This is a genomic window from Kitasatospora sp. NPDC056531 (assembly GCF_042794375.1).
Lineage (GTDB): Bacteria > Actinomycetota > Actinomycetes > Streptomycetales > Streptomycetaceae > Kitasatospora.
Genome location: NZ_JBHTTU010000107.1, coordinates 1 through 19,455 on the forward strand (window position 1 = coordinate 1; position 19,455 = coordinate 19,455).

The window sequence follows — 19,455 nt, forward strand, 5'->3', positions numbered from 1 at the left end:
TCGCCCTGGAACACGTCCTGCTCACCGCCACCGTCCACGGCGTCCGCGCCTCCCTGCTGCACCAGGCGATGGAGTGGCCCTACCTGCGCTGGGAGGTCCGCGACCCGCACCAGCGCCCCGGCTACGTCCAGATTCTGATCCGCCTCGGCTACGGCCCCGAGGGCGCCCCCGCACCCCGCCTCACGGCCGATGAGGTGCTGGAGTCGCCGTGATGACCGTGGTCCGGCGGGCGAGCGTGGTTCGTACAGCGGCGCGGCGCGGTCGAGTTCGCTCGCTGCCTCCTACAGCACGAAGTCGCGGACGCGTCGGACGAACTCGTCGGGGCGTTCCAGGACGACGGCATGGCCGCTGTCGATCTCGGCGTAGCGGCTGCCTGCGATCGCGTGGTGCAGCGCGCGGGCATGTGTGGCGGGGACCAGGTTGTCCTGCGTCAGGCCGATCACCATCGTCGGCGCGGTGATGCGCGGGAGACGGTCGCGTAGGTCGATGCGTAGCCCCAGCTCGATTCGGGCCCGGGTGCCGCTCGGGGACCGGCCGTCGGCGAACTGCGTGGCGCGTGCGTGACCGAGTCCGGTGAGAAAGCCGGGGCTCAGGGCCAATGACAGCCCGAACGCCGTGCTCAGGCCAGGATCGGAGGCCTCCAGAGCCTGCCAGGTCCGGAACACCAGGCGGTGGCGCGGGTCGTCGCTGCTGACCCATCCGGCCACCAGGACGAGTCGGCGGACCAGGTGCGGGTGCGCGGCAGCGGTGGCCGTGGCGACCACCGCACCGAGGGAGACACCCACCACGTCGACCGGTCCGACCGCGGTGTCGGTGATCACCGCTACTGCCTGCTCGGCCAGCAGGTCCAGGTCCAGTGGCCCGTCGGGAACGGTCGAGCCGCCGGCGTAGTCGGGTGCGAGCACGGTGCGGTGGCCAGCGAATCGGTCGATAGCTGGTCCGAACCCGGGCGCCGCGTCGCTGTTGGTGCCGTGCAGCAGTAACGGGCCGCTGCCGGAACCTCGGCGGATAGGGCACGGTGGTACCGCGGGCGGTAGCGGACGGCATGTAGGGAAACTATCGCCTATTACTAGGCATCTTGGCATCCACCACTGACAAGGCCCGGAGGCCCGGCGGCGGTTACGGCGGTACACGGTCGACGGTGCCGGATGCGAACCGCCAGGAGGGGACCGCCCGCGTCGCTCTCGGCCGTCAACTGTGCCGTGCACGGTTCGTCTTCGGTCTCCAGTGCGGCGGCTGACCGAATGGCACCCGGGTGGAGCGTCAAGCGGCCCGTCGGCGGCCGGGCTTCGCGTTGCTGCGCAGCCGGCCGGTCAGAAGGAGGTCCCGGCCTGGTACCGGCACCACGGGCTGACGCCTATTCGTCGGGCAACGGGACCCACCAGACCAGTTCGGTGCCGCCCTCGGGGCGGGTGCGGGCCGTGAAGGTGCCGCCGAGGGCGGTGGCGCGGTCGGCGAGGTTGGCGAGGCCACTGCGGCGGCCGTCCTCGGGGAGGCCGACGCCGTTGTCGGTCACGGTGAGAGTGAGGTCCGGGCCGGCGGTGACCGAGGCTTCGACGGCATCGGCCTTCGCGTGGCGGGCGGCGTTGGACAGGGCCTCCTCCAGTACGGCTACGGTGGCGTCCGCGATCTCGGTGGGTACGGTGACGTCGAGCAGGCCGGCCATCCGCAGGGCCGGGGTGAAGCCGAGGGCGCGGGCGGCGCGCTCGATCACCTCGACGAGCCGGGTGCGCAGGCCGGTCGCCGCTGGGCCGCTCTCGCGCAGGCGCAAGCCGAAGATGGTGGCCCGGATGGTCTTGGCCGTCTCGTCCAGGTCGTCGATCGCCCGCAGGACGCGATCGGTGGCCTCGGGGTGTTCGATGAAGCGGGTGGCGCCCTGGAGCGTCATGCCGGTGGCGAAGAGCCGCTGGATCGCCAGGTCGTGCAGGTCCCGGGCGATTCGGTCCCGTTCCTGGAGCAGGGCGATCTGCTCGGAGTCCCGCCGTCGCTCGGCGAGTTCCATCGCCACTGCGGCCTGGGCGGCGAAACTGAGCAGCGGCCCGGACTCGCCTTCCTCGAACAACGGGGCGCCGGTCGCCCGGGCGAGCATCAGCACGCCGCGCAAGCCGTGCCCGGCGGTGCCGATCGGCACGGCGACGGCCGGGCCCAGGCCCTCGCAGCGCGGTGGTCCACCCGTGATTCGGGGGTCCTTCTGGACATCGGGACTCATGACGAGCCCGGCGGTGCGGACGGCCGCGCCGACGAACGATCCCTCCAGCGGTAGGACCAGGCCCTGGTGCTGCTGTGCGCCGAGGCCGGAGGCCATTCGCACCTCGAGCCCGTCCCGGTCAGGAAGGGGCAGGGCGACCACGGTGAGGTCCGCGCGGGCGATCTCGGCGGCCCGGGCGACCAGCAGATCCAGTACCTCCTGCTCCGAACTCCCGGACAGCAGACTGCTGGTGACCTCGGCGCTCGCCTCCAGCCACCGCTCGCGAAGCCGGGCCTGCGCGTACAGGCGGGCGTTGTCGATCGCGACGCCGGCGGCGACGGCGAGGGTGGCGAGCACCGACTCGTCCTCGGCGTCGAACTCGCCGCCGCCGCGCTTCTCGGTGAGGTAGAGGTTGCCGAACACCTTGTCCCGGATCCGGATCGGTACCCCGAGGAAGGTGGTCATGGGGGGATGGTTGGCCGGGAAGCCGTAGGAGCCGGGGTGGTCGGAGATCCGGGTGAGCCTCAGCGGCTCGGGACGGCGGATCAGCTCGCCAAGGACCCCGTGCCCGGACGGCAGGGCGCCGATCTGCTTGACCTGCTCGTCGGTGACGCCGACCGGGATGAACTGGGACAGCCGCTTGTCCTCGCCGACGACGCCCAGCGCGCCGTACTCGGCGTCCACCAGTGTGACCGCGGCCTCGACGATGTGCCGCAGGGCCTGCGTCAGCTCCAGGTCCCGCCCGACCGCCAGCACCGCCTCCAGCAGGCTGTGCACCCGGTCGCGGGTGCCCCGGGCCGCGTCGAGCCGCGCTTGCAGCTCGTCCAGCAGTTCGTCCAGGCGTAGCTTCGGTACGGGGGCGGAGCTCTCCGATTCGCTGCCCAAGGGGATCCTCCGTGGCTCGCTCGGCGCCACTGACCAGCGTAGACGCGCACGGGGAGGCGCGCCGGGCGTGAGCCAGCACAGGGCCCACCGGCCCAGGCTCGAGGCCCGGCAGGCCCCTGGCACCGCTCCCGGACTCGGCGAACGCTGGACAGAGAGGAAGCAACCGCCTCCCGTCCCCTCGGAGAGGAGTGATCGGGATATGAAGGCACTGACCTACCACGGACCGGGCCGCCGCACCTGGGGTGAGGTCCCCGACCCGGTCGTCCGTGACCCCGAGGACGCCGTCGTCCGGGTGGACGCCGTCACCATCTGCGGCACCGACCTGCACATCCTCAAGGGCGACGTCCCAAAGGTGGCCGAGGGCCGCACCCTCGGGCACGAGGCCGTCGGCACCGTCACGGACACCGGGTCCAGGCTGCGCACGATCACAGTGGGTGACCGTGTCCTGGTGTCCTGTATTTCGGCCTGCGGTCGCTGCTCCTACTGTCGCGCCGCGAGTTACGGACAGTGCACAGGCGGTGGCGGCTGGATCCTCGGCCACCTGATCGACGGCGCTGCTCGACCTGCTGTCTGCGGGCCGCCTGGACGTCGCGGGGCTGGTCACCCACCGTTTCGGCCTGGACGAGACGCGGGACGCGTACGACGTCTTCGCCGGCGCTGCCGACACCGGCCCTCAAGGTCGCGCTCTTCCGGGCGTGACCGGAGGGACCGCAGGACCGAGGAGACATCATCATGACCTACCCCACCGCTGTCGCCCGCCGGATAGTCGAGCGCCGGGACCAACTCGGTCAGAGCGAGGAGATGTTGGCTTACCGGGCGGCCATGTCGCCGGCGTACCTGCGGCACCTGCTGGTGGCCGGGCCTGAGTTCGACCCGCCCGGTTTCGTCCGGATCGCCGCCGCACTCGGGATGACGTGGCCGGAGCTGCTGGAGGGCCACCGCGAGGACGCTCCACCGGGGCAGTCGGGGCCTGGTCCGCGCTCGCTGCTGACCCATCTCACGCTGCCCGAGTGCTGGGAGCTGATCGGCACGCACGGAGTCGGCCGGATCGGTCTGCCAGTCGACCCGGGACCGGCCGTCTACCCGGTCAACTACGCCGTGGACGCCCGAACGATCGTCTACCGCACCACCCCCAAGGGAGCCGCCGCTCCTTCCGACGGGTCGTCGGTCTCCTTCCAGGTGGACCACATCGACGACCGCCGGAGCCGGGGCTGGAGTGTGCTCATCCTGGGCGAAGCGGAACACGTCGACGACCCGGCCGAGTGGGAGCGGCTGGCGGCGCTGCCCGGCTCCACCCCGTGGGCCGGAGGTTCCCGCCCGCTGTGGGTGCGCATCCGCCCGGACGGGGTCACTGGCCGCCGGATCGGCGTCGGATGAGCGGGCCTTCGAACAGGGCGCAGCGTGGGCAGTGATCATCTTTTCGCGGCGGACATCGCCTGCTGCTTCAGCCGGAGGTAGACCGGCATCCGGCGGAAGACTCGGCGGCCAATCCGGTTGAGTGCTCTTGTGACAGGGTCTGACGGATGTTCTTTGACTACGCGTACAAGTGGGCGGGGGTGCGCAGGGCGAGGATGGCCATGTCATCGTGGCCGTCGCTGGGGTGGTGGTCGGCCAGTGCCTGCACGAGTTCGTCCAGCGGCGCCGTGGCTTGGGCGGCGGCGAGCCTGGCGAGTGCTTCCAGACCGGCCAGGCAGGCAGTGGTGACGGGGTTGTCGGTCATCGCCTGGAGGGTGTGGTCGAGCTGGGTGAGGACGGCGCTGGGCGGGGTGCGCCGGTCGAACAGCAGGGCGCGGAGCATGTTGCGGGTGGAGGCCATGGCAGCTGCGGCGTGAAGGTCGTGGCCGACGACATGGCCGATGACGGCCACGACCGCGTCGTCGGGCAGCAGGACGGCGTCGTACCAGTCACCGCCCAGCTGCGCGGGAGCGTTGGCGGGCCGGTAGACGGCGGGCGCCGGTGAAGGGCCCGAGGTCTGGCAGTGTCGGCAGCAGCAGCCGCTGGAAGTGCTCGGTCCCGGCGCGGACCTGTTCGAACAGGCGGGCGTTCTCGATGGCGATGCCGGCGGCGCCGGCGAGCGCGACGACGGTGTCCTCATCCTCGCGGTCGAAGGGCCGCCCATCGCGACGCTCGGACAGGTACAGGTCGCCGTAGATCTCGCCGCGCACGCTGATCGCCACCCCCAACGAGGTGCGCATGCGCGGGTGCCCGGGCGGGAACCCGACGGAGGCGGGGTGGGAGGAGATGTCATCGACCCGCAGCGGCTGGGGATGGCGCACCAGATACCCCAACACGCCCTGATCGCGGGGGAACCCCACCTCGGCCATGGCCGCGCGCTCGGCCTCGGTCAGACCGATCGGGATGAACCGCGCCAGCTGCTCGCCTGCCTCATCCAGCACGCCCAGGGCACCGTAGCGGGCGTCGACCAGCTCCATGGCGGTGGTGACGACCCGGTGCAGCACCGCGGGCGGTTCCAGCTCCCTGCTGATCGACAGCACCGCGTCGAGCAGTCCCTGCAGCCGGTCCTGGGCGCGGCCCAGCGCCCTCAGCCGCTCGCCGATCTCGTCCAGTTCGGCATCCAGCCACGGCCGCAGACCGGGAACCTGCGCCTCGGGCCCTGAGGGCTCTTCGTGCTGTTCCATCAGGGCCTTCCCTCACCGGACCGGGCTGCTGAGGCCCGCCGATCGGCATCGAAGCCGAGGATCTGGATCCGTTCGCACCGGTCGGCCGGGGTTGCTGTCCTGATGTTCGTCCCTTCCATGCTGCTCGGTGCCGGCCTGCCCGGCGACCCGGGACGCCCGGCCTGCGGGTTTCCGGTAGCCATGGGGTCGATTTGCGCATCGGCTCGCTCCGGCCGTCGTCGGCGCCGCGTGCCTCGGCTGGACCGGCCGCCGGTCGTGAGAGCCTGCCGGGCCGGAAGGCGTCCAGCAGTCCCACGGACCTGCCGAGGAAAGGTGCGGTCATGGCGGAGCAGATCACCTGCCATCGCGTACGGGCGGCGGTTGGCACGGTGGCGCTGCTCGCCCGGTCACGCGGAGCGGAGCTGCTGGTCCTCGACAGCCGGGGGCACAGCGGGTTCGCCGGTGCCCTGCTCGGTTCGGTGGGCCAGCACTGCGGCCAGCACGTGCCCTGTCCGGTGGTCATCGTGCGCGGTGAGAGCAGCTGACTGTGAGCAGTGGTCGGAAGACCCACCACCGTTGCCCCATCCGGCCCTATCGGCACCGTGTCGGGGCGGAAATCCTGCTCTTATATGAGGTGTGTGACAGACGGGCCTGCGGGTGTGGGGCGGAGTGCTGGACGTGTCCGGTCGGGCGAGGAGGTACGCCGGATGACGTGGGCCGACACCCGCTCCGGCAGCGCGGGCCGTTCGTCCCTGGTTGGTGAAGGAGGTGTGGTGCCGTGAGTACGGCGACGACTCCCGCGGCCGAAGGCGCCGTGATCGGCAAGGACGGCCTGGCCACCCTGGTCGATCTGCTGCGGGCGCGCGGGTTCACGGTGGTCGGCCCGACCGTACGGGACGGCGCGATCGTGCTGGCCGAGCTGGAGTCCGCCGACCAGCTGCCCTACGGGTGGGGCGTCGAGCTCGAAGCCGGGCACTACCGGCTGCGCGAGCGGGAGGACGGCGCGGCCTTCGCCCATGCGGCCGGTCCGCAGTCGTGGAAGACGTTCCTGCACCCCGCCCGGGTACGCCAGTGGCGGGCCGAGCGCAGCGACGGACAGCTGGTGATCGAGGAGGACGACACCCCGCCGCCGCGCTTCGCGTTCCTCGGGGTCCGCCCGTGCGATCTGCGGGCCATCGCCGTTCAGGACCGGGTGCTGACCGGCGGGCGGCACCGTGACCCGGTGTACCAGGGGCGCCGGTCCGGGGCGTTCCTGGTGGCGGTCGAGTGCACCGAGCCCGGCGGCACCTGCTTCTGTGCCTCGATGGGTACCGGGCCGGCGGCCGGACCCGGGTACGACCTGGCACTGACCGAGCTGGTCGAGGCCGACGGCCACCGGTTCTGGATCCGCAGCGGCAGCCCGGAGGGCGCCGAGATCCTCGCCGAACTCCCCGCCGGCGCGGCCTCCGAGGCCGTCTGCGAGACCGCGCGCCAGGCTGTCGCCTCCGCCGCGGACCGGATGGGCCGTACGATGCCCGACACCGACCTGCACCGGCTGATGGCCGGGACGCTGGACGCCCCTCGCTGGGACGACGTCGCCTCCCGCTGCCTGACCTGCGGCAACTGCACCATGGTGTGCCCCACCTGCTACTGCACCACCACCGAGGACGTCACCGACCTGACCGGGGACCACGCCGAGCGCTGGCGGGTCTGGGACGTCTGCTTCGACCTGGACTTCTCCCACCTGCACGGCGGACCGGTCCGCACTTCGGCGCGCAGCCGCTACCGGCAGTGGCTCACCCACAAACTGGGCACCTGGCACGACCAGTTCGGCTCCTCCGGGTGCGTCGGCTGCGGCCGCTGCATCGTGTGGTGCCCGGTCGCCATCGACATCACCGAGGAGGCCGCCGCCCTGCACGACTGGGCCAACCGCCCGGACGGCGAACCATGACCACCCTGCCACCGCTGCTCGACGCCCTCCCGGAGGCCCACCGGGAGCGGCTGCTCGCGCTCGCCCACGACCGGGACTTCCCCGACGGCAGCAGGCTGTTCGACGAGGGTGGCCCGGCCGACCGCTTCTGGCTGGTCCGCTCCGGCGAGGTCGCCCTCGACGTCTACGTCCCCGGCCGTCCGGCGCCGGTGCTGGAGACCCTGGGACGGGGGCAGCAGCTCGGCTGGTCGTGGATCTTCCCGCCGTACCGCTGGCACCTGGGGGCCCGGGCCGTCGGACCGGTGCGGGCCTGGGAGTTCCCCGCCGCCGAGGTACGCCAACTGTGCGCGGATGACCCGGAGTTCGGATACACGCTGATGCGGTACTGCGCCGAGGTGATCGCCGACCGGCTGCAGGCCACCCGGATCCGGCTGCTCGACCTCTACGCGCCGGTCGGAGGCAGCCCGCCATGACCACCACCGTGCCCGTGCCGTACCGGGTCACCGCCGCCACACCGGAGACCGCGGACACCGTCTCGCTCGAACTGGAGCCGGTCGAGCGGGCCTTGCCGGCCTTCTCGCCCGGCCGGTTCGCCATGGTGTACGCCTTCGGCATCGGCGAGGTCCCGATCTCGGTCAGCGCCCTGCGTGGCCGTCTGGTGCTCACCGTCCGCGCGGTCGGCGCGGTCACCGGCGCGCTGTGCCGGCTCCGGCCCGGTGACGCCGTGGGCCTGCGCGGCCCCTACGGCACCGGCTGGGACCTGGACGCGGCAGCCGGCTCCGACCTACTGGTGGTGGCCGGCGGCCTCGGGCTCGCCCCGCTGCGGCCGGTCGTGCAGCAGGCGCTCGACCACCCTGGCCGCTTCGGCTCTTTGGCCGTGCTGGTCGGCGCCCGCAGCCCAGGCGAGCTGCTGTACCGCGCGGAACTGCCGCAGTGGCGGACCGCCGCCCAGGTCGAGGTGACCGTCGACCAGCCCGACCCGGCCTGGCGGGGTACGGTCGGCGTCGTCACCGCGCTGCTGGACCGCATCGACCTGAGCCTCGGCCGGACCCGCGCGTTGGTCTGCGGCCCCGAGGTGATGATCCGTCACACCGCGCGAGCACTGCTCGCCAGGGGTCTGCCGGCGCACCGCCTCCAGGTGTCGCTGGAGCGGAACATGCGCTGCGGCACCGGGCACTGTGGCCACTGCCAGCTCGGGCCGCTGCTGCTCTGCCTGGACGGCCCGGTGGTCGGCTACGACCGCACCGAGCCCCTGCTCGCCGTCAGGGAGTTGTGACATGGACGCCGACACCCCGCCCACCCTGGCAGTGTGGAAGTTCGCCTCCTGCGATGGCTGCCAGCTGACCCTGCTCGACTGCGAGGACGAACTGCTGGGCCTGGCCGACCAGGTGCGGATCTCGCACTTCCTGGAGATGTCCGGTGCGGAGGACGGGCGCGAGCCGGCCACCCTGGACGGGGTCGGGCCGTACGACCTCTCCCTGGTGGAGGGGTCGGTCACCACCGAGGAGGACGTGCGGCGGATCCACCACATCCGGCGGATCTCCCGCCGCCTGGTGACCATCGGCGCCTGCGCGACCGCCGGCGGCGTCCAGGCGCTGCGCAACTTCGCGGACGTCGAGCAGTTCCGGGCCGCCGTCTACGCCAGCCCGCAGTACATCACCACCCTGGCCACCTCCACCCCGATCTCGGCCCACGTGCCGGTCGACTTCGAACTGCGCGGCTGCCCGATCGACCGGCGCCAACTGCTCGAGGTGATCACCGCCTTCCTGGCCGGACGAAAGCCGAACATCCCGGACCACAGCGTCTGCTTCGAATGCAAGCGGCGCGGCAACACCTGCGTCACCGTCGCCCACGGGACCCCCTGCCTCGGGCCTGTCACCCATGCCGGATGCGGTGCCCTCTGCCCGACGTACGGGCGCGGCTGCTACGGCTGCTTCGGCCCGGTCGCCAACCCCAACCTGGTAGCGATGGTGCGCCAGCTGCGACAGGACGGCATGACCGGCCGGGACATCGTACGGATCTTCCGCACCTTCAACGCGGCCTCCCCCGAGTACGCGCCGGTACCCGAACTCGCGGCCCAGGAGACCCAGAACACCCCGGAGACACCTCAGTGAACGAGCGAACCACCAGAAGGTGCGCGGTAGGCGAAGGCGCCGAGGAGCGCAGCGAGGAGGGCGCATGAGCCATCGCGGATCGCGTGTCCTGCGACTGGACGCGCTCGCCAGGGTGGAGGGTGAAGGTGCGCTGCACCTGACCGTGCACGACGGTACGGTCGCCGAGGCACGGCTGAAGATCTACGAGCCGCCGCGCTTCTTCGAAGCGTTCCTGGTCGGCCGCGGGCACTACGAACCCCCGGACATCACCGCCCGGATCTGCGGAATCTGCCCGGTCGCCTACCAGATGACCGCCTGCCAGGCGATCGAACGGGCCTGCGGGGTCACCGTCGACGGCCAACTGGCCGAGCTGCGCCGCCTGCTCTACTACGGCGAGTGGATCGAGAGCCAGTCCCTGCACATCCACCTACTGCACGCCCCCGACTTCTTCGGATGCCCCAGCGCGGTCGAACTCGCCCGCGAGCAGCGGGAGGCCGTGGAGCGCGGCCTGCGGATCAAGCAGGCCGGCAACGCCGTCATGGAGCAGCTCGGCGGCCGGGCCATCCATCCGGTCAACGTCCGCATCGGCGGCTTCTACCGGGTGCCGGCCAGGGCCGAGTTCGCCGCGCTGGCCGAGCGGCTGCGCCGGATCCAGGACGACGCCGTGGAGACCGTGCGCTGGGTGGCCGGCTTCGACTTCCCCGAAGCATCGTGCGACTACGACCTGCTGGCGATGCAGGACCCGGGCCGGTATGCCATCGACTCCGGCACCCCGGCCGCCATGGCCGCACCGGACTCCCCGGGTTCGGACCGGGCCGGACCGGTACGTCGCTTCGCGGCCGACGAGTTCGAGCAGCACGTGGTGGAGCGCCAGGTCCCGCACTCCACCGCCCTGCAGTCCGAACTGGACGGTCGCCGCTACCTCACCGGGTCGCTAGCCCGGTACGCGATCAGCGGGCGCTGGCTGCACCCCCTGGCCGCCGAGGCCGCCCGAGCGGCGGGACTGGGCGACCCGGCCGCTGGTGCGGTCGTCCGCAACCCGTTCCGCAGCATCGTCGTCCGCGCCGTCGAGGTGGTGCACGCGGCGGCCGAGGCGCTGCGGATCATCGATGGCTATGAGCCGCCGCCTCGCCCGTACGTGGAGCTGCCGCCACGCCCGGCGGCCGGCTGCGCCGCCACCGAGGCACCGCGCGGGCTGCTCTACCACCGCTACGCGATGGACGCGGAGGGCGCGCTCATCCAGGCCCGGATCGTGCCGCCCACCGCCCAGAACCAGGCAGCCATCGAGGAGGACGTGCGCCGCATGGTGCAGACCCGGGTGGACCGGCCGGGCGCGGCGGCGACCGACGAGGAGCTGACGGCGCTGTGCGAGCGGGCCATCCGCAACCACGACCCGTGCATCTCCTGCTCCGCGCACTTCCTCGACCTCACGGTGGAGCGGGCATGATCGGCCGGGTGGTGGTGATCGGCGTGGGCAACCCGTTCCGCCGGGACGACGGCGTCGGCCCGGCCGTCATCGAGGCAGTGCGCACCCAGGTGCCCGCAGGCACGCTGCTGACCGTCAGCGACGGCGAGCCCGGCCGGATGCTCGGCCTGTGGCACCGTGACGACGAAGTCGTGGTGGTCGAGGCGGTGCATGCGCACCCCGGGCAGCCTGGTCGACTGCTCACCCTGCGCGCCGAGCAGGCCGAGCAGGCCGGGCGGGCCGGACGGGCCGCGGTCGGCTCGGCCAGCACCCACGCGCTCGGCCTCGGTGAGACCTTCGCCCTGGCTGCCGCTCTCGACCGGATGCCCCGCGGCCTGGTGGTACACGCGGTCGAGGGAGCCGACTTCACCTTGGGAGTCGGGCTCAGCCCGGCGGTCCGGAGCGCACTGCCCGAGCTGACCCGCCAGGTGGCCGACGCGATCCGTGAGGCGCATCGCACCCTCGGCCGTGCGGGTGAGGACACAGCCGACGGATGACCGCACAAGCCGCCCTGACAACCTCGTCGAGCTGAAGGTGGACGGGCCGGAAGCGGGGACCGAGAAGGTTCCGGTGCATCTGCTCGGCGACCAGGGACAGGCCGAGGGGGGCCGACCAGGGCGCCTTCCAGGGCGTCCCCGGCGATCTTGCGGGCATCGTCGGACAGAGAGCTCTTGACGGCTGCCGCATCGTGGTGAGGGTGGACGGCTCGGCGGTCTCCCGGCTGGCGCTGCGGTGGGCCGTCGGCCAGGCCCGGCTCACCGGCGCCGTGGTCAAGGCGGTGACGGCCTGGACATACCCGACGATCGACGAGCGGCCGGAGCGGGTCAGCGCGGTACGACTGGTGGGCGCGCAAGACCGGCCAGGGACCGAGCGGAAGCCACGCCGGGATCAGGTCGGCGTAGGACTCCGCCCGGTCCAGCCAGTCGGTGCGCCACGCGGCGTACTGATCGCCGAGGACGAGCGGATCGAGCACCGTCCCGTGGAAGCCGTGGTCGGCGAGCAGACGGACGGCTTGGGGCTGCCAGCGGGGGGCGGCGGGTGGCGAGTCCGGCCAGCAGGATGACCGTCCCCGCGCCGGGGATCGGCAGGTTGGATGCCTTGAGGTGTCGTAGCGTCGGTATGCCCACGGCCCGGTGGTCAGACGGTGCGAGACCTGCCGAGGACCGGGTCCGTGAACGTCGCGATGCCGTCGGTGTCGTGGCCGAGGCGTCGGAGGCGGTCGATCGCGAGGAGCAGGGCCTGCGCGGCGGTGTCGGTCGCGTGGATTCCGGCGGGGCTGCCGGGCTGGTCCGCGCCGTCGCTGATCCACTCGGAGAGGCGCTCCACGCCCAGGTCGTCGAGGAGGAGGCCGGTGGAGGTGTAGACCTCTCCGACAACGGCGAAGACGGCGTGCACCTGGGTGGGTGCCTCACGCTCGCAGCGCAGTCCGGGGGTCTGGGCGAAGACGGCGGGGTCGTACGTGCAGCCGGCCGGCGGAGAAGCCTTCAGCTGCTTCCAGACCTTGGCCGCCGCCGCGTCGGTGCCCAGCGAGGCCGTGAGGTTGAAGGTGTGGACAGGCAAGGTTGATTCCTGGCGTGTCGGGGGTGAGGGGTGGTTACGCGCGGACGGGCAGTGCGAGTCGTTCGATGCGGGCGGCCAGGTCGGGGTCGCTCTCGATACGGCCGAGCCTGCACATGGTGGTGGTGCGGACCGAGGTGGCCTTGACGCCGCGCATGCTCATGCACAGGTGCTCGCCGGCGGTGAAGACGGCGACGTCGTCGGTGCCGGCGGCCTTGGCGAGGTCGTGGGCGACGTCGTGGGTGATGCGTTCCTGGAGCTGGAGGGCGTGGGTGTGGGCCTCCAGGTGCCGCACCAGCTTGGACAGGCCGAGGACGCTGCTGTCCGGTATGTAGGCGATGGAGACGTCGAGGCGGAAGGGGAGCAGGTGGTGCTCGCACACGCTCCACGCCTCGATGCCGGTCAGCAGGACGAAGTCCCCGTATTGGCACTCCTGGGCGAAGCTGGTGTCGAGCCTGCCGGGGTCGTGGTCGAGGAACTCGCCCCACCAGTCGGCGAACCGGCGGGGCGTGTCCTTGAGGCCGTCGCGGTCGGGGTCTTCGCCGAGGGCGAGCAGCAGCTCGCGGGTGAGCGCTTCGACGCGCGGACGGTCGACGGGGCGACGCTGGGCTTGCACGGGTATGGACGTCATGGTCATCCCTTGGGGTGAGTTGACGGTGGATGGGCCGCGAAGTGCGGCGCGTCAGAGGTGGGTGGCGCCGGGCAGGCAGCCGAGGATCGGCACGGCGGTGAACGCCTCCGCGTACCGGGCGCCGATGCGGGCGCCCCAGAGCCTGCCGAGGGTCTCGGCCATGGGGCCGAAGTGCTGCTCGATCGGCTGGCTCGCGTGCTCGCGCAGCGCGGCCAGCTTGGTGTCGAAGGTCGCGGTGGCGTCCACGATCACGTCGGCGCGAACCGGTCCGTCGAGGGTGAGGGAGTTGTAGGTGTCGCAGGTGTAGAAGCGGCTCGGCCGGCCGGTGGCGATCCGGGGCTCGGGGACGGCTGCGAGCACGGTGGTGGCGACGGCCCGGTGTTCGGGGTGGAGGTCGTTGAGCGGGTGGGTGATGACGATCTCCGGCCGCTTCTCCAGCAGCAGTTGCTGCACGGTGGCGTGGTCGAGCCGGGCGACCTGGTACAGGTCGGCGCCGAGGGCCGCGGCGCCCTTGCGGGCCTCGGTGTCGCGGACGTCGTCGCGGTGCGGGACGGCAATGGTGACGGCGGCAGACTTGGCGTGGAGGGCGAGGGTGGCGCCTACCCACAGTTCGGCGTCGTCGGGGTGCGCGAAAGCGGCCAGGACCGAGCCCGGCACGGCACCGGTCACCACAGGCCCAGCTTCTCGACGACGTCGGCGGGCTTGGGCAGCTGGGGGCTCGGCTGGCCGCTGAGGGCGATGGGCACGTCGAGGTCGCGGCGCACCGTGATCATTGCCTCCCAGCGGAGGACGTCGGCCCAGGCTGTGGTGATAGCGGTGCCCTTGGCGCCGGTCAGCCGCCCGGAGCCGGGAAGGTCGCGCAGCCGCATGCCGTCGCGCAGCAGGGTGGCGGCGACCTTCGCACCGACGCCCCGGACGCCGGGGATGTTGTCGGACTTGTCGCCGGTCAGGGCACGGAAGGCCGGCCACTGGGCGGGGGTGACGCCGTACCGGGCGACGACCTCGTCGGCGGTGATGATCCGCTGGGACGACTTCCGGGAGCGGTTGAGGATGCGCACGCGGTCGTCGAGGAGCTGGTGAAAGTCCATGTCCCGCGACATGATCAGGACCGGTCGGGAGGCGGCGGCCCGGGTGGCGAGGGTGGCGATGACGTCGTCGGCTTCGGCGTCGTCGACCTCGACCCACCGGATCCCGTGCGCGTCCAGGCCGTCCTTGACCGGGGCCAGGAACTGCAGCGGCTTGAGCGCCTCCGGTGTCGCCTCCCGGTTCGCCTTGTACTCCTGGTCGGTGGCCACACGGTCGGCGGCGCCGTGCTCACCGTCGAAGACGACCAGGACCTCGGGCTCCGGGACGTCGAGGTCGTCGCAGATCGCGGCTCGCAGCAGGGCGAAGAACGCGAACAGGCCGGTCAACTCGCGGCTCTTGTCGCGGGAGTGGATCGCTGCGGGGAAGCCGAAGGTGCCGGCCCACAGGAGATTGAACCCGTCGATGAGCAGCAACGGCGCAGGGGTTGCTGTGGTTTCGGGCATCACGACACCGCCTCCAGGAAGAAGTCAGCGATTCGGCGCGGCTCGAACTCTGCCGCCCTCCGATACACGGTCTGTGTAGTCGCGGCGTACAGTATGTCATCTTCCAGAAGGGTTTGCGCCGCCTTGTGGAGGGCGGCCGGGCCGTCGCTGTGGTCGACGAGCAGGTAGTCGCCGTGGCCGGTCGGGTCGATGAGGGCGGGCAGGTTGCCGACGCGGTAGGCGACGGCAGGGGTGCCGACGCTCATCGCCTCCAGTGCCACCAGGCCGAAGGTTTCCTTGTGGCTTGGGACGATCACCACGGCGGCTCCGGCGAGCCAGGGCAGCACCTCGTCCCAGGCCAGCGCCCCGCGCAGCCGGACGCCCGGAGTGCGGGCCGCCGCCTTGCGGCAGCTGTCAAGGAGCCTGGATTGCGAGCCCTCGCCGGCCTCGAACCCGGCTTCGGCGAGGGCCACTTCGATTGGCCGGTTCCAGCCGGAGGCGGCTTCCAGCAGATCGAGCACGCCCTTCTCCGGCCCGAGCCGTGCGAGGACGCGCACCGGGCCGCTGCGGCGCAGCTGTTCGCGGCGGGACGGCGTGGGCGGGGCCACCGAGTCGTCGGGCAGGAGTGCGTTGGGTACGACGCGGAGGTTGCGCGGGCCCCAGCCGGCCAGTTCGTCGCGGACGACCGTGGAGGGCACGAGGACGCGGGTGGCGCGGGCGAGCGCGGGCCCGGCATCGAGGGTGTGCGGCTTGACGTGGGCGGCGAGTGCACGACGGACGTGGCCGGGGATGTCGCCGCGCAGGCGGCCGAGCCCCCACAGCGCGTCGGTGAACAGGACGGTGTCGATGCGGTGCTCGGTCACCAGGTCCCGGATCTGGCGGGTCAGCTTGGTGTCCTGGTAGGTGATGGCGCGGCGCAACACGTCGTCATCGCACGGGAAGCGCACGTCCTCCAGGCTCAGTTGGGCGATGGTGACACCGGGGAGGCCAGGGCGGTGGGGCTGGGGTGCGGCGGTGGCGATGACGGGTCGGTGGCCGTTCTGGGCGAGGCCGAGGGCCAGGGCCGCGGTCGCGCGTTCGATCCCGGCGGGGGCGTCAGGGGTCCAGGAGACGAGGACCAGCCGGACGCCCCTGGATGAGGCCGTGTGGTTGATCACCGGATGCTCACCCGCCGCAGGGCCGGGACGGGCTGGGTCTGACCGTGGTGCGGTGTCTCCCAGGGGAAGACGACCCAGTCGTTGACGGTCCAGGCCCAACGATCCGGCTTCCGCGCGCAGCCCCGGTTGCGGAACAGCGCCACCGGCGTGATCGCGGCGCCGTCGTCGAGTCGGCCGCGCAGTGCGTCGGTGGCGGCGGCGAACGTCGCTCCGGTCCCGGCGATGTCGTCGACGAGGAGCACCGTCCCGGCGAGGCGCTCAGGAAGCGGATCCGTGAGCAGGACCTCGACGTCGCCGGTGGCCTGCTGCCACGGCGCGTCGCTCTTGTTGTGTCGGGCGGTGACGGCGTGGAAGGGCACCTTGAGGTAGTCGGCCATGAGACGGGCCGGTTTGATTCCTCCGGAGGCGATGCCGATCACGCAGGTGACCTCCGGGTCGGTCCCGACGACGGATTCGGCGAGCATCCGGGCCGCGTCAAAGCACTGGTAGTGCGTCGGGACGAACGGGATCCGCTGTGCGAAGACCCGCCTCGCGGCATAGGGGGTGCTCGTCACGAGGTGCTCCCGGAGGTGGGCAGACGCAGGTCGGCCGGGCCGGTGACGGGGATGAACGCGGAGATGCCGGTGGCGCCCCGGGTATTGCGCCAGGCGTAGCCGTCGGCGCGCAGGACGGTGAAGCCGCCCGCACTTTTGCGGGTGCGCAGCCGGACCCGCACACCGGCCGGGACCGTGAGCGGAGCGACGATCTCCTGGGCCTGCTCGTCGGTGAGCATCTGCTCGGCGGCGAGGGCTGCGCCGGAGCCGATCGGGAGCATCTGGAGGAAGGTCACCCCGCCGGCACCGAGTTGAGCGGCGAGATCCAGCAGCTCCTGGGCCTCGTGCTTGTTGGACTGCATGAGGACCATCTGGAGCTGGACGAACAGACCCTCGCCGACGGCGGCGCGGATGCCGGCGATGGCGCGCCGGTAGCTGTCCCGGCCGCGCCAGGTGTCGTGGGTGGTCTCGGTGGCGCCGTCGAGGGAGACCCGGATCGCGTTGAGGGAGTCGGCGAGCTCTTCGGCGCGGCGGGCGAGGTGCCAGCCGTTGGTGGTGCAGCTGACCACGCTGGTGCCCTGGTGGCGGATCGCGAGGGCAAGGTCGGGCAGGTCGCGCAGCAGCAGCAGCGGCTCGCCGCCGGAGATGTCCACGCCCAAGACCCTCGAGGCGGCGATATGGGCGGCGAGGACGCGCCGTTCGGCCGCGGTGGACTCGCGCACGCTCTTGTCGTCGAGGCACTGGGGACAGTCCAGGTTGCAGCGCACGATCGGGGACCAGCACATGCTCAGCGGGCAGTCGAGGGAGAGGCCGGCGGGATCGGCCTGGGGCCAGGCGGCGACCTGCTGGTCGTCGAGGGCGACGCAGCCGGTCGGGAGCGGCTGGGGCGGAAGGTGGTTGGTGCCGACCGCGGGGTCGTGTACGACGGTGGTGCCTGCGAAGGTGGCGGCGGCGAAGGCGCGGATCATCGGGTGATCACCTCAGCGTCGGTTAGGTGCTTGTCGGCGGCGGTGGCGAAGGCGCGACCGCAGTCGGTGGGCGCGGGCAGGGACAGCAGGTGGCGGTAGCGGGCGAGCGTCGCGGGCCAGGTGGCGAGCTTGGTCTGCCACTGGGCGGCGGCGTCCGGCGGGTCGAGGTGGAAGCCGACGGCCTGGCGCAGCGGGATGACGAGGCAGCCGGCGGCGATCAGGACCGCGCCCAGGTGGGTGTCCTCCATGCCCCAGCCCAGCGCCCCGAATTCCTCATCGAAGCCGCCGACGTCCATCAGCTGCTCGCGCGGAACGGCCAGCAGCGCGGTGACGGCCATCCTCGGTAGGTCCCAGTCGTAGTAGAACCGCCCGTACCCGAGGGCCTGGAAGTCGTCGGTGGCATCCAGCGGCCGGCCGTCCAGCTCCTCGGCGAGCGTGATGCCCGCTTCGACGACCTTGTGGTCGAACGTACCCATGCGGCGACTGCCGAAGGCGGGGAGGAGGTGGTTCCTCAAAAGGGAATCGAGATTCCGCAGCGAAGTGGGGCTCAGGTCGCGCTGGCCTTTGAGGCACTCGGCGACATAGTCGGAGAAGCGCATCACCCCGTACTTCTGGATGCGCTCGGCCTTGCGCTGGCTCTGCGGGGAGTTCTTCCGCGCGTGGTAGACCTCGGCGAGACGGGTCTTGGCCTTGTCCTGAGTGGCGAAGCCGGATTCCTCCGTCTGGCGCCCCGCCGCGTTGCGGTACCTGATCTTGTACTCGTGCGGGCACTTGCTCCAGCGGGACTCGGGGTGCTCGCACTCCTTGAAGAAGCTACCCATGCCGCGGGTGAGGCTTGTGGTTGCCATGGTGGCCGGAACCTCCGGGAGTCTTGCTGACCTTTTGCTGACTCCGGATGGTCGATCATGCCCCTGAGCTGGGCGGAAACGTCAGTTCCGTGATATGAGCAGGAAGTACGCGACGCCCGCCGCGCCGTGCGCCAGACCCTCGCGCAGGGCGGCGCTGCCGACCGTGTCGGCGCCCGCGGGCGTCAGCCGGGCCGTGCCGGAGGCCAGCATCCGGTCGCACTCGGCGGCCACGGCGAGGTGCCGGGCAGCGAGTGCGTGGTGGCCGCCCGCACCGGCGTGCCGGGCGAGCAGCAGCCGGCCGATGCCGATCCCGGCGACGCCCTCGATCAGATCCGCCTCCGGCGGTCCGCCGTCCGGCCCTGAGGCCGGCAAGGTCGGCAGGCCCGGCAGGGTCGGCAGCGCCGCCGGGCTCGCCGCCGATGCGCCGTGCGCCTCGGTGAGGAAGAGCTCGACGCCAGTACGGCCCGAGTAGAAGCCCGGTGACAGTTTCCTGGGCTGGCCCGCCGTCCAGTGCGCCAGCGCCTCGACGGCGTCGCGAAGCCCGGGCCGGTCCAGGTGGTGGAGGAGTTCCAGGCCGAGCCCGGAGCTGCCGCCGTAGACGTCGATCGGCGTCGGGACGGCGGCGCGGGCGGCGGCCACGGGGTCGGCGATCCGGTAGGCCTCCTCGACGCAGAACGCAGCCGTGTGCCCGATGATCTCCTCGAGCAGGCCGTCGTCGAAGCGGAGCCGTCCGGGCGCCCGGGCGACGGCGGGTGCCCCGGTGCGGAGCCGCTCGGCGCCGGCGGTTCGCACCGCCGGGTCGAGGCTCATCAACTCGCCGATCACCACCCGGAATTGACGGTGCTCGTCGCCGGGCAGCGTGCAGGCCAGCCCCGCCAGCGTACGGTCCCGGTTGACGGCGGTGTCGGCGTCGACGATCACCGGATCCATGCCGGTGGCGGCGAAGCACAGCGTCGCGCCCAGGGCGTAGTAGTCGTCGGCGGCCTCGGCCGCGCCGGCCGCGCGACGAACCGGGGCGCCGTAGCAAGGCGTTGGACCGCCCGAGGCGGCCCCATTCCGCGCGCTCGCCCCAAAATCAAGCCAAGAGCACCACCC

At 72.1% G+C, this 19,455-nt stretch carries 20 protein-coding genes and 4 pseudogenes; 11 read left to right on the forward strand and 13 right to left on the reverse strand.

The genetic code is table 11. From position 1 onward, the window contains the following. Positions 1-212: pseudogene (locus tag ACFQ87_RS39435) on the forward strand (hypothetical protein); the annotation flags it as partial. Between the two features lie 69 nt (positions 213-281). Here the strand turns inward: ACFQ87_RS39435 and ACFQ87_RS39440 are convergent. Continuing rightward, complete coding sequence (locus tag ACFQ87_RS39440) at positions 282-1,085, reverse strand: alpha/beta fold hydrolase (protein WP_380615772.1); 804 nt, start codon at positions 1,083-1,085, stop codon at positions 282-284. Between the two features lie 272 nt (positions 1,086-1,357). Then, positions 1,358-3,073, reverse strand: a complete 1,716-nt coding sequence (locus ACFQ87_RS39445) for a GAF domain-containing protein (protein ID WP_380615773.1) — start codon at positions 3,071-3,073, stop codon at positions 1,358-1,360. Between the two features lie 199 nt (positions 3,074-3,272). On the opposite strand from ACFQ87_RS39445, the gene ACFQ87_RS39450 reads away from it, so the two are divergent. Continuing rightward, positions 3,273-3,809, forward strand: a complete 537-nt coding sequence (locus ACFQ87_RS39450; RefSeq protein WP_380615774.1) for an alcohol dehydrogenase catalytic domain-containing protein — start codon at positions 3,273-3,275, stop codon at positions 3,807-3,809. Then, a complete protein-coding gene (locus ACFQ87_RS39455) occupies positions 3,806-4,450 on the forward strand; it encodes a pyridoxamine 5'-phosphate oxidase family protein (RefSeq protein WP_380615775.1) in 645 nt (214 codons plus the stop codon). Before ACFQ87_RS39450 ends, ACFQ87_RS39455 begins: the two co-directional genes overlap by 4 nt. 157 nt (positions 4,451-4,607) lie before the next feature. Here ACFQ87_RS39455 and ACFQ87_RS39460 read toward each other — a convergent pair. Beyond that, positions 4,608-5,712, reverse strand: a pseudogene (locus tag ACFQ87_RS39460) (PP2C family protein-serine/threonine phosphatase). A 320-nt stretch (positions 5,713-6,032) separates the two neighbouring features. Between ACFQ87_RS39460 and ACFQ87_RS39465 the strand changes: the two are divergent. From ACFQ87_RS39465 to ACFQ87_RS39495, 7 genes are all read left to right on the forward strand, one after another. Further along, positions 6,033-6,236, forward strand: a complete 204-nt coding sequence (locus ACFQ87_RS39465; RefSeq protein ID WP_380615776.1) for a universal stress protein — start codon at positions 6,033-6,035, stop codon at positions 6,234-6,236. A gap of 233 nt (positions 6,237-6,469) precedes the next feature. Further along, a complete protein-coding gene (locus ACFQ87_RS39470) occupies positions 6,470-7,621 on the forward strand; it encodes a 4Fe-4S dicluster domain-containing protein (RefSeq protein WP_380615777.1) in 1,152 nt (383 codons plus the stop codon). After that, a complete protein-coding gene (locus ACFQ87_RS39475; protein ID WP_380615778.1) occupies positions 7,618-8,073 on the forward strand; it encodes a Crp/Fnr family transcriptional regulator in 456 nt (151 codons plus the stop codon). The genes ACFQ87_RS39470 and ACFQ87_RS39475 overlap by 4 nt, the downstream gene beginning before the upstream one ends. Beyond that, on the forward strand, positions 8,070-8,876 hold the full coding sequence (locus tag ACFQ87_RS39480) for an FAD/NAD(P)-binding protein (RefSeq protein WP_380615779.1): 807 nt from the start codon (positions 8,070-8,072) through the stop codon (positions 8,874-8,876). The genes ACFQ87_RS39475 and ACFQ87_RS39480 overlap by 4 nt, the downstream gene beginning before the upstream one ends. A 1-nt stretch (position 8,877) precedes the next feature. Continuing rightward, entirely contained in the window at positions 8,878-9,714 is an 837-nt protein-coding gene (locus tag ACFQ87_RS39485; protein ID WP_380615780.1) for an oxidoreductase, read from the forward strand. Between the two features lie 64 nt (positions 9,715-9,778). Beyond that, positions 9,779-11,140, forward strand: a complete 1,362-nt coding sequence (locus ACFQ87_RS39490; protein WP_380615781.1) for a Ni/Fe hydrogenase subunit alpha — start codon at positions 9,779-9,781, stop codon at positions 11,138-11,140. Beyond that, complete coding sequence (locus ACFQ87_RS39495; RefSeq protein ID WP_380615782.1) at positions 11,137-11,655, forward strand: hydrogenase maturation protease; 519 nt, start codon at positions 11,137-11,139, stop codon at positions 11,653-11,655. The genes ACFQ87_RS39490 and ACFQ87_RS39495 overlap by 4 nt, the downstream gene beginning before the upstream one ends. A gap of 7 nt (positions 11,656-11,662) precedes the next feature. Here the strand turns inward: ACFQ87_RS39495 and ACFQ87_RS39500 are convergent. Continuing rightward, positions 11,663-11,822 (reverse strand): annotated as a pseudogene (locus tag ACFQ87_RS39500) (DNA starvation/stationary phase protection protein); the annotation flags it as partial. Positions 11,823-11,849: 27 nt separating this feature from the next. On the opposite strand from ACFQ87_RS39500, the gene ACFQ87_RS39505 reads away from it, so the two are divergent. Next, complete coding sequence (locus tag ACFQ87_RS39505; RefSeq protein WP_380615791.1) at positions 11,850-12,221, forward strand: hypothetical protein; 372 nt, start codon at positions 11,850-11,852, stop codon at positions 12,219-12,221. 74 nt (positions 12,222-12,295) lie between these two features. Here the strand turns inward: ACFQ87_RS39505 and ACFQ87_RS39510 are convergent, their stop codons facing one another. The 9 genes and pseudogenes from ACFQ87_RS39510 to ACFQ87_RS39550 all read right to left on the reverse strand — a co-directional run. Beyond that, positions 12,296-12,718, reverse strand: a complete 423-nt coding sequence (locus ACFQ87_RS39510; RefSeq protein WP_380615783.1) for a hypothetical protein — start codon at positions 12,716-12,718, stop codon at positions 12,296-12,298. A gap of 34 nt (positions 12,719-12,752) precedes the next feature. Beyond that, positions 12,753-13,346, reverse strand: a complete 594-nt coding sequence (folE, locus tag ACFQ87_RS39515) for a GTP cyclohydrolase I (RefSeq protein WP_380615784.1) — start codon at positions 13,344-13,346, stop codon at positions 12,753-12,755. 51 nt (positions 13,347-13,397) lie between these two features. Then, positions 13,398-14,018: a PIG-L deacetylase family protein gene (locus ACFQ87_RS39520; RefSeq protein WP_380615785.1), complete on the reverse strand. Its 621-nt coding sequence runs from the start codon at positions 14,016-14,018 to the stop codon at positions 13,398-13,400. Beyond that, positions 14,012-14,875: a 5'-3' exonuclease H3TH domain-containing protein gene (locus tag ACFQ87_RS39525; protein ID WP_380615786.1), complete on the reverse strand. Its 864-nt coding sequence runs from the start codon at positions 14,873-14,875 to the stop codon at positions 14,012-14,014. The genes ACFQ87_RS39520 and ACFQ87_RS39525 overlap by 7 nt, the downstream gene beginning before the upstream one ends. Continuing rightward, positions 14,875-16,011 carry a glycosyltransferase family 4 protein gene (locus ACFQ87_RS39530; protein WP_380615787.1) on the reverse strand — a complete coding sequence of 379 codons (1,137 nt, stop codon included), beginning with the start codon at positions 16,009-16,011 and terminating at the stop codon, positions 14,875-14,877. Before ACFQ87_RS39530 ends, ACFQ87_RS39525 begins: the two co-directional genes overlap by 1 nt. Further along, complete coding sequence (locus ACFQ87_RS39535; protein WP_380615788.1) at positions 16,008-16,565, reverse strand: phosphoribosyltransferase; 558 nt, start codon at positions 16,563-16,565, stop codon at positions 16,008-16,010. Before ACFQ87_RS39535 ends, ACFQ87_RS39530 begins: the two co-directional genes overlap by 4 nt. Then, positions 16,562-17,512, reverse strand: a complete 951-nt coding sequence (locus tag ACFQ87_RS39540; protein WP_380615789.1) for a radical SAM protein — start codon at positions 17,510-17,512, stop codon at positions 16,562-16,564. The genes ACFQ87_RS39535 and ACFQ87_RS39540 overlap by 4 nt, the downstream gene beginning before the upstream one ends. Beyond that, positions 17,509-18,360: a galactosyltransferase-related protein gene (locus tag ACFQ87_RS39545; protein WP_380615790.1), complete on the reverse strand. Its 852-nt coding sequence runs from the start codon at positions 18,358-18,360 to the stop codon at positions 17,509-17,511. Before ACFQ87_RS39545 ends, ACFQ87_RS39540 begins: the two co-directional genes overlap by 4 nt. Positions 18,361-18,441: 81 nt before the next feature. Then, positions 18,442-19,455: pseudogene (locus ACFQ87_RS39550) on the reverse strand (serine/threonine protein kinase); the annotation flags it as partial.

Bases quoted from the DNA above. Each gene is read 5' to 3' on its own strand.
- ACFQ87_RS39540 (WP_380615789.1), bottom strand. From the start codon at position 17,512: ATGATCCGCGCCTTCGCCGCCGCCACCTTCGCAGGCACCACCGTCGTA.
- ACFQ87_RS39475 (WP_380615778.1), top strand. From the start codon at position 7,618: ATGACCACCCTGCCACCGCTGCTCGACGCCCTCCCGGAGGCCCACCGG.
- ACFQ87_RS39545 (WP_380615790.1), bottom strand. From the start codon at position 18,360: ATGGCAACCACAAGCCTCACCCGCGGCATGGGTAGCTTCTTCAAGGAG.
- folE (WP_380615784.1), bottom strand. From the start codon at position 13,346: ATGACGTCCATACCCGTGCAAGCCCAGCGTCGCCCCGTCGACCGTCCG.
- ACFQ87_RS39465 (WP_380615776.1), top strand. From the start codon at position 6,033: ATGGCGGAGCAGATCACCTGCCATCGCGTACGGGCGGCGGTTGGCACG.
- ACFQ87_RS39525 (WP_380615786.1), bottom strand. From the start codon at position 14,875: ATGCCCGAAACCACAGCAACCCCTGCGCCGTTGCTGCTCATCGACGGG.
- ACFQ87_RS39495 (WP_380615782.1), top strand. From the start codon at position 11,137: ATGATCGGCCGGGTGGTGGTGATCGGCGTGGGCAACCCGTTCCGCCGG.
- ACFQ87_RS39480 (WP_380615779.1), top strand. From the start codon at position 8,070: ATGACCACCACCGTGCCCGTGCCGTACCGGGTCACCGCCGCCACACCG.
- ACFQ87_RS39490 (WP_380615781.1), top strand. From the start codon at position 9,779: ATGAGCCATCGCGGATCGCGTGTCCTGCGACTGGACGCGCTCGCCAGG.
- ACFQ87_RS39440 (WP_380615772.1), bottom strand. From the start codon at position 1,085: ATGCCAAGATGCCTAGTAATAGGCGATAGTTTCCCTACATGCCGTCCG.
- ACFQ87_RS39485 (WP_380615780.1), top strand. From the start codon at position 8,878: ATGGACGCCGACACCCCGCCCACCCTGGCAGTGTGGAAGTTCGCCTCC.
- ACFQ87_RS39455 (WP_380615775.1), top strand. From the start codon at position 3,806: ATGACCTACCCCACCGCTGTCGCCCGCCGGATAGTCGAGCGCCGGGAC.
- ACFQ87_RS39450 (WP_380615774.1), top strand. From the start codon at position 3,273: ATGAAGGCACTGACCTACCACGGACCGGGCCGCCGCACCTGGGGTGAG.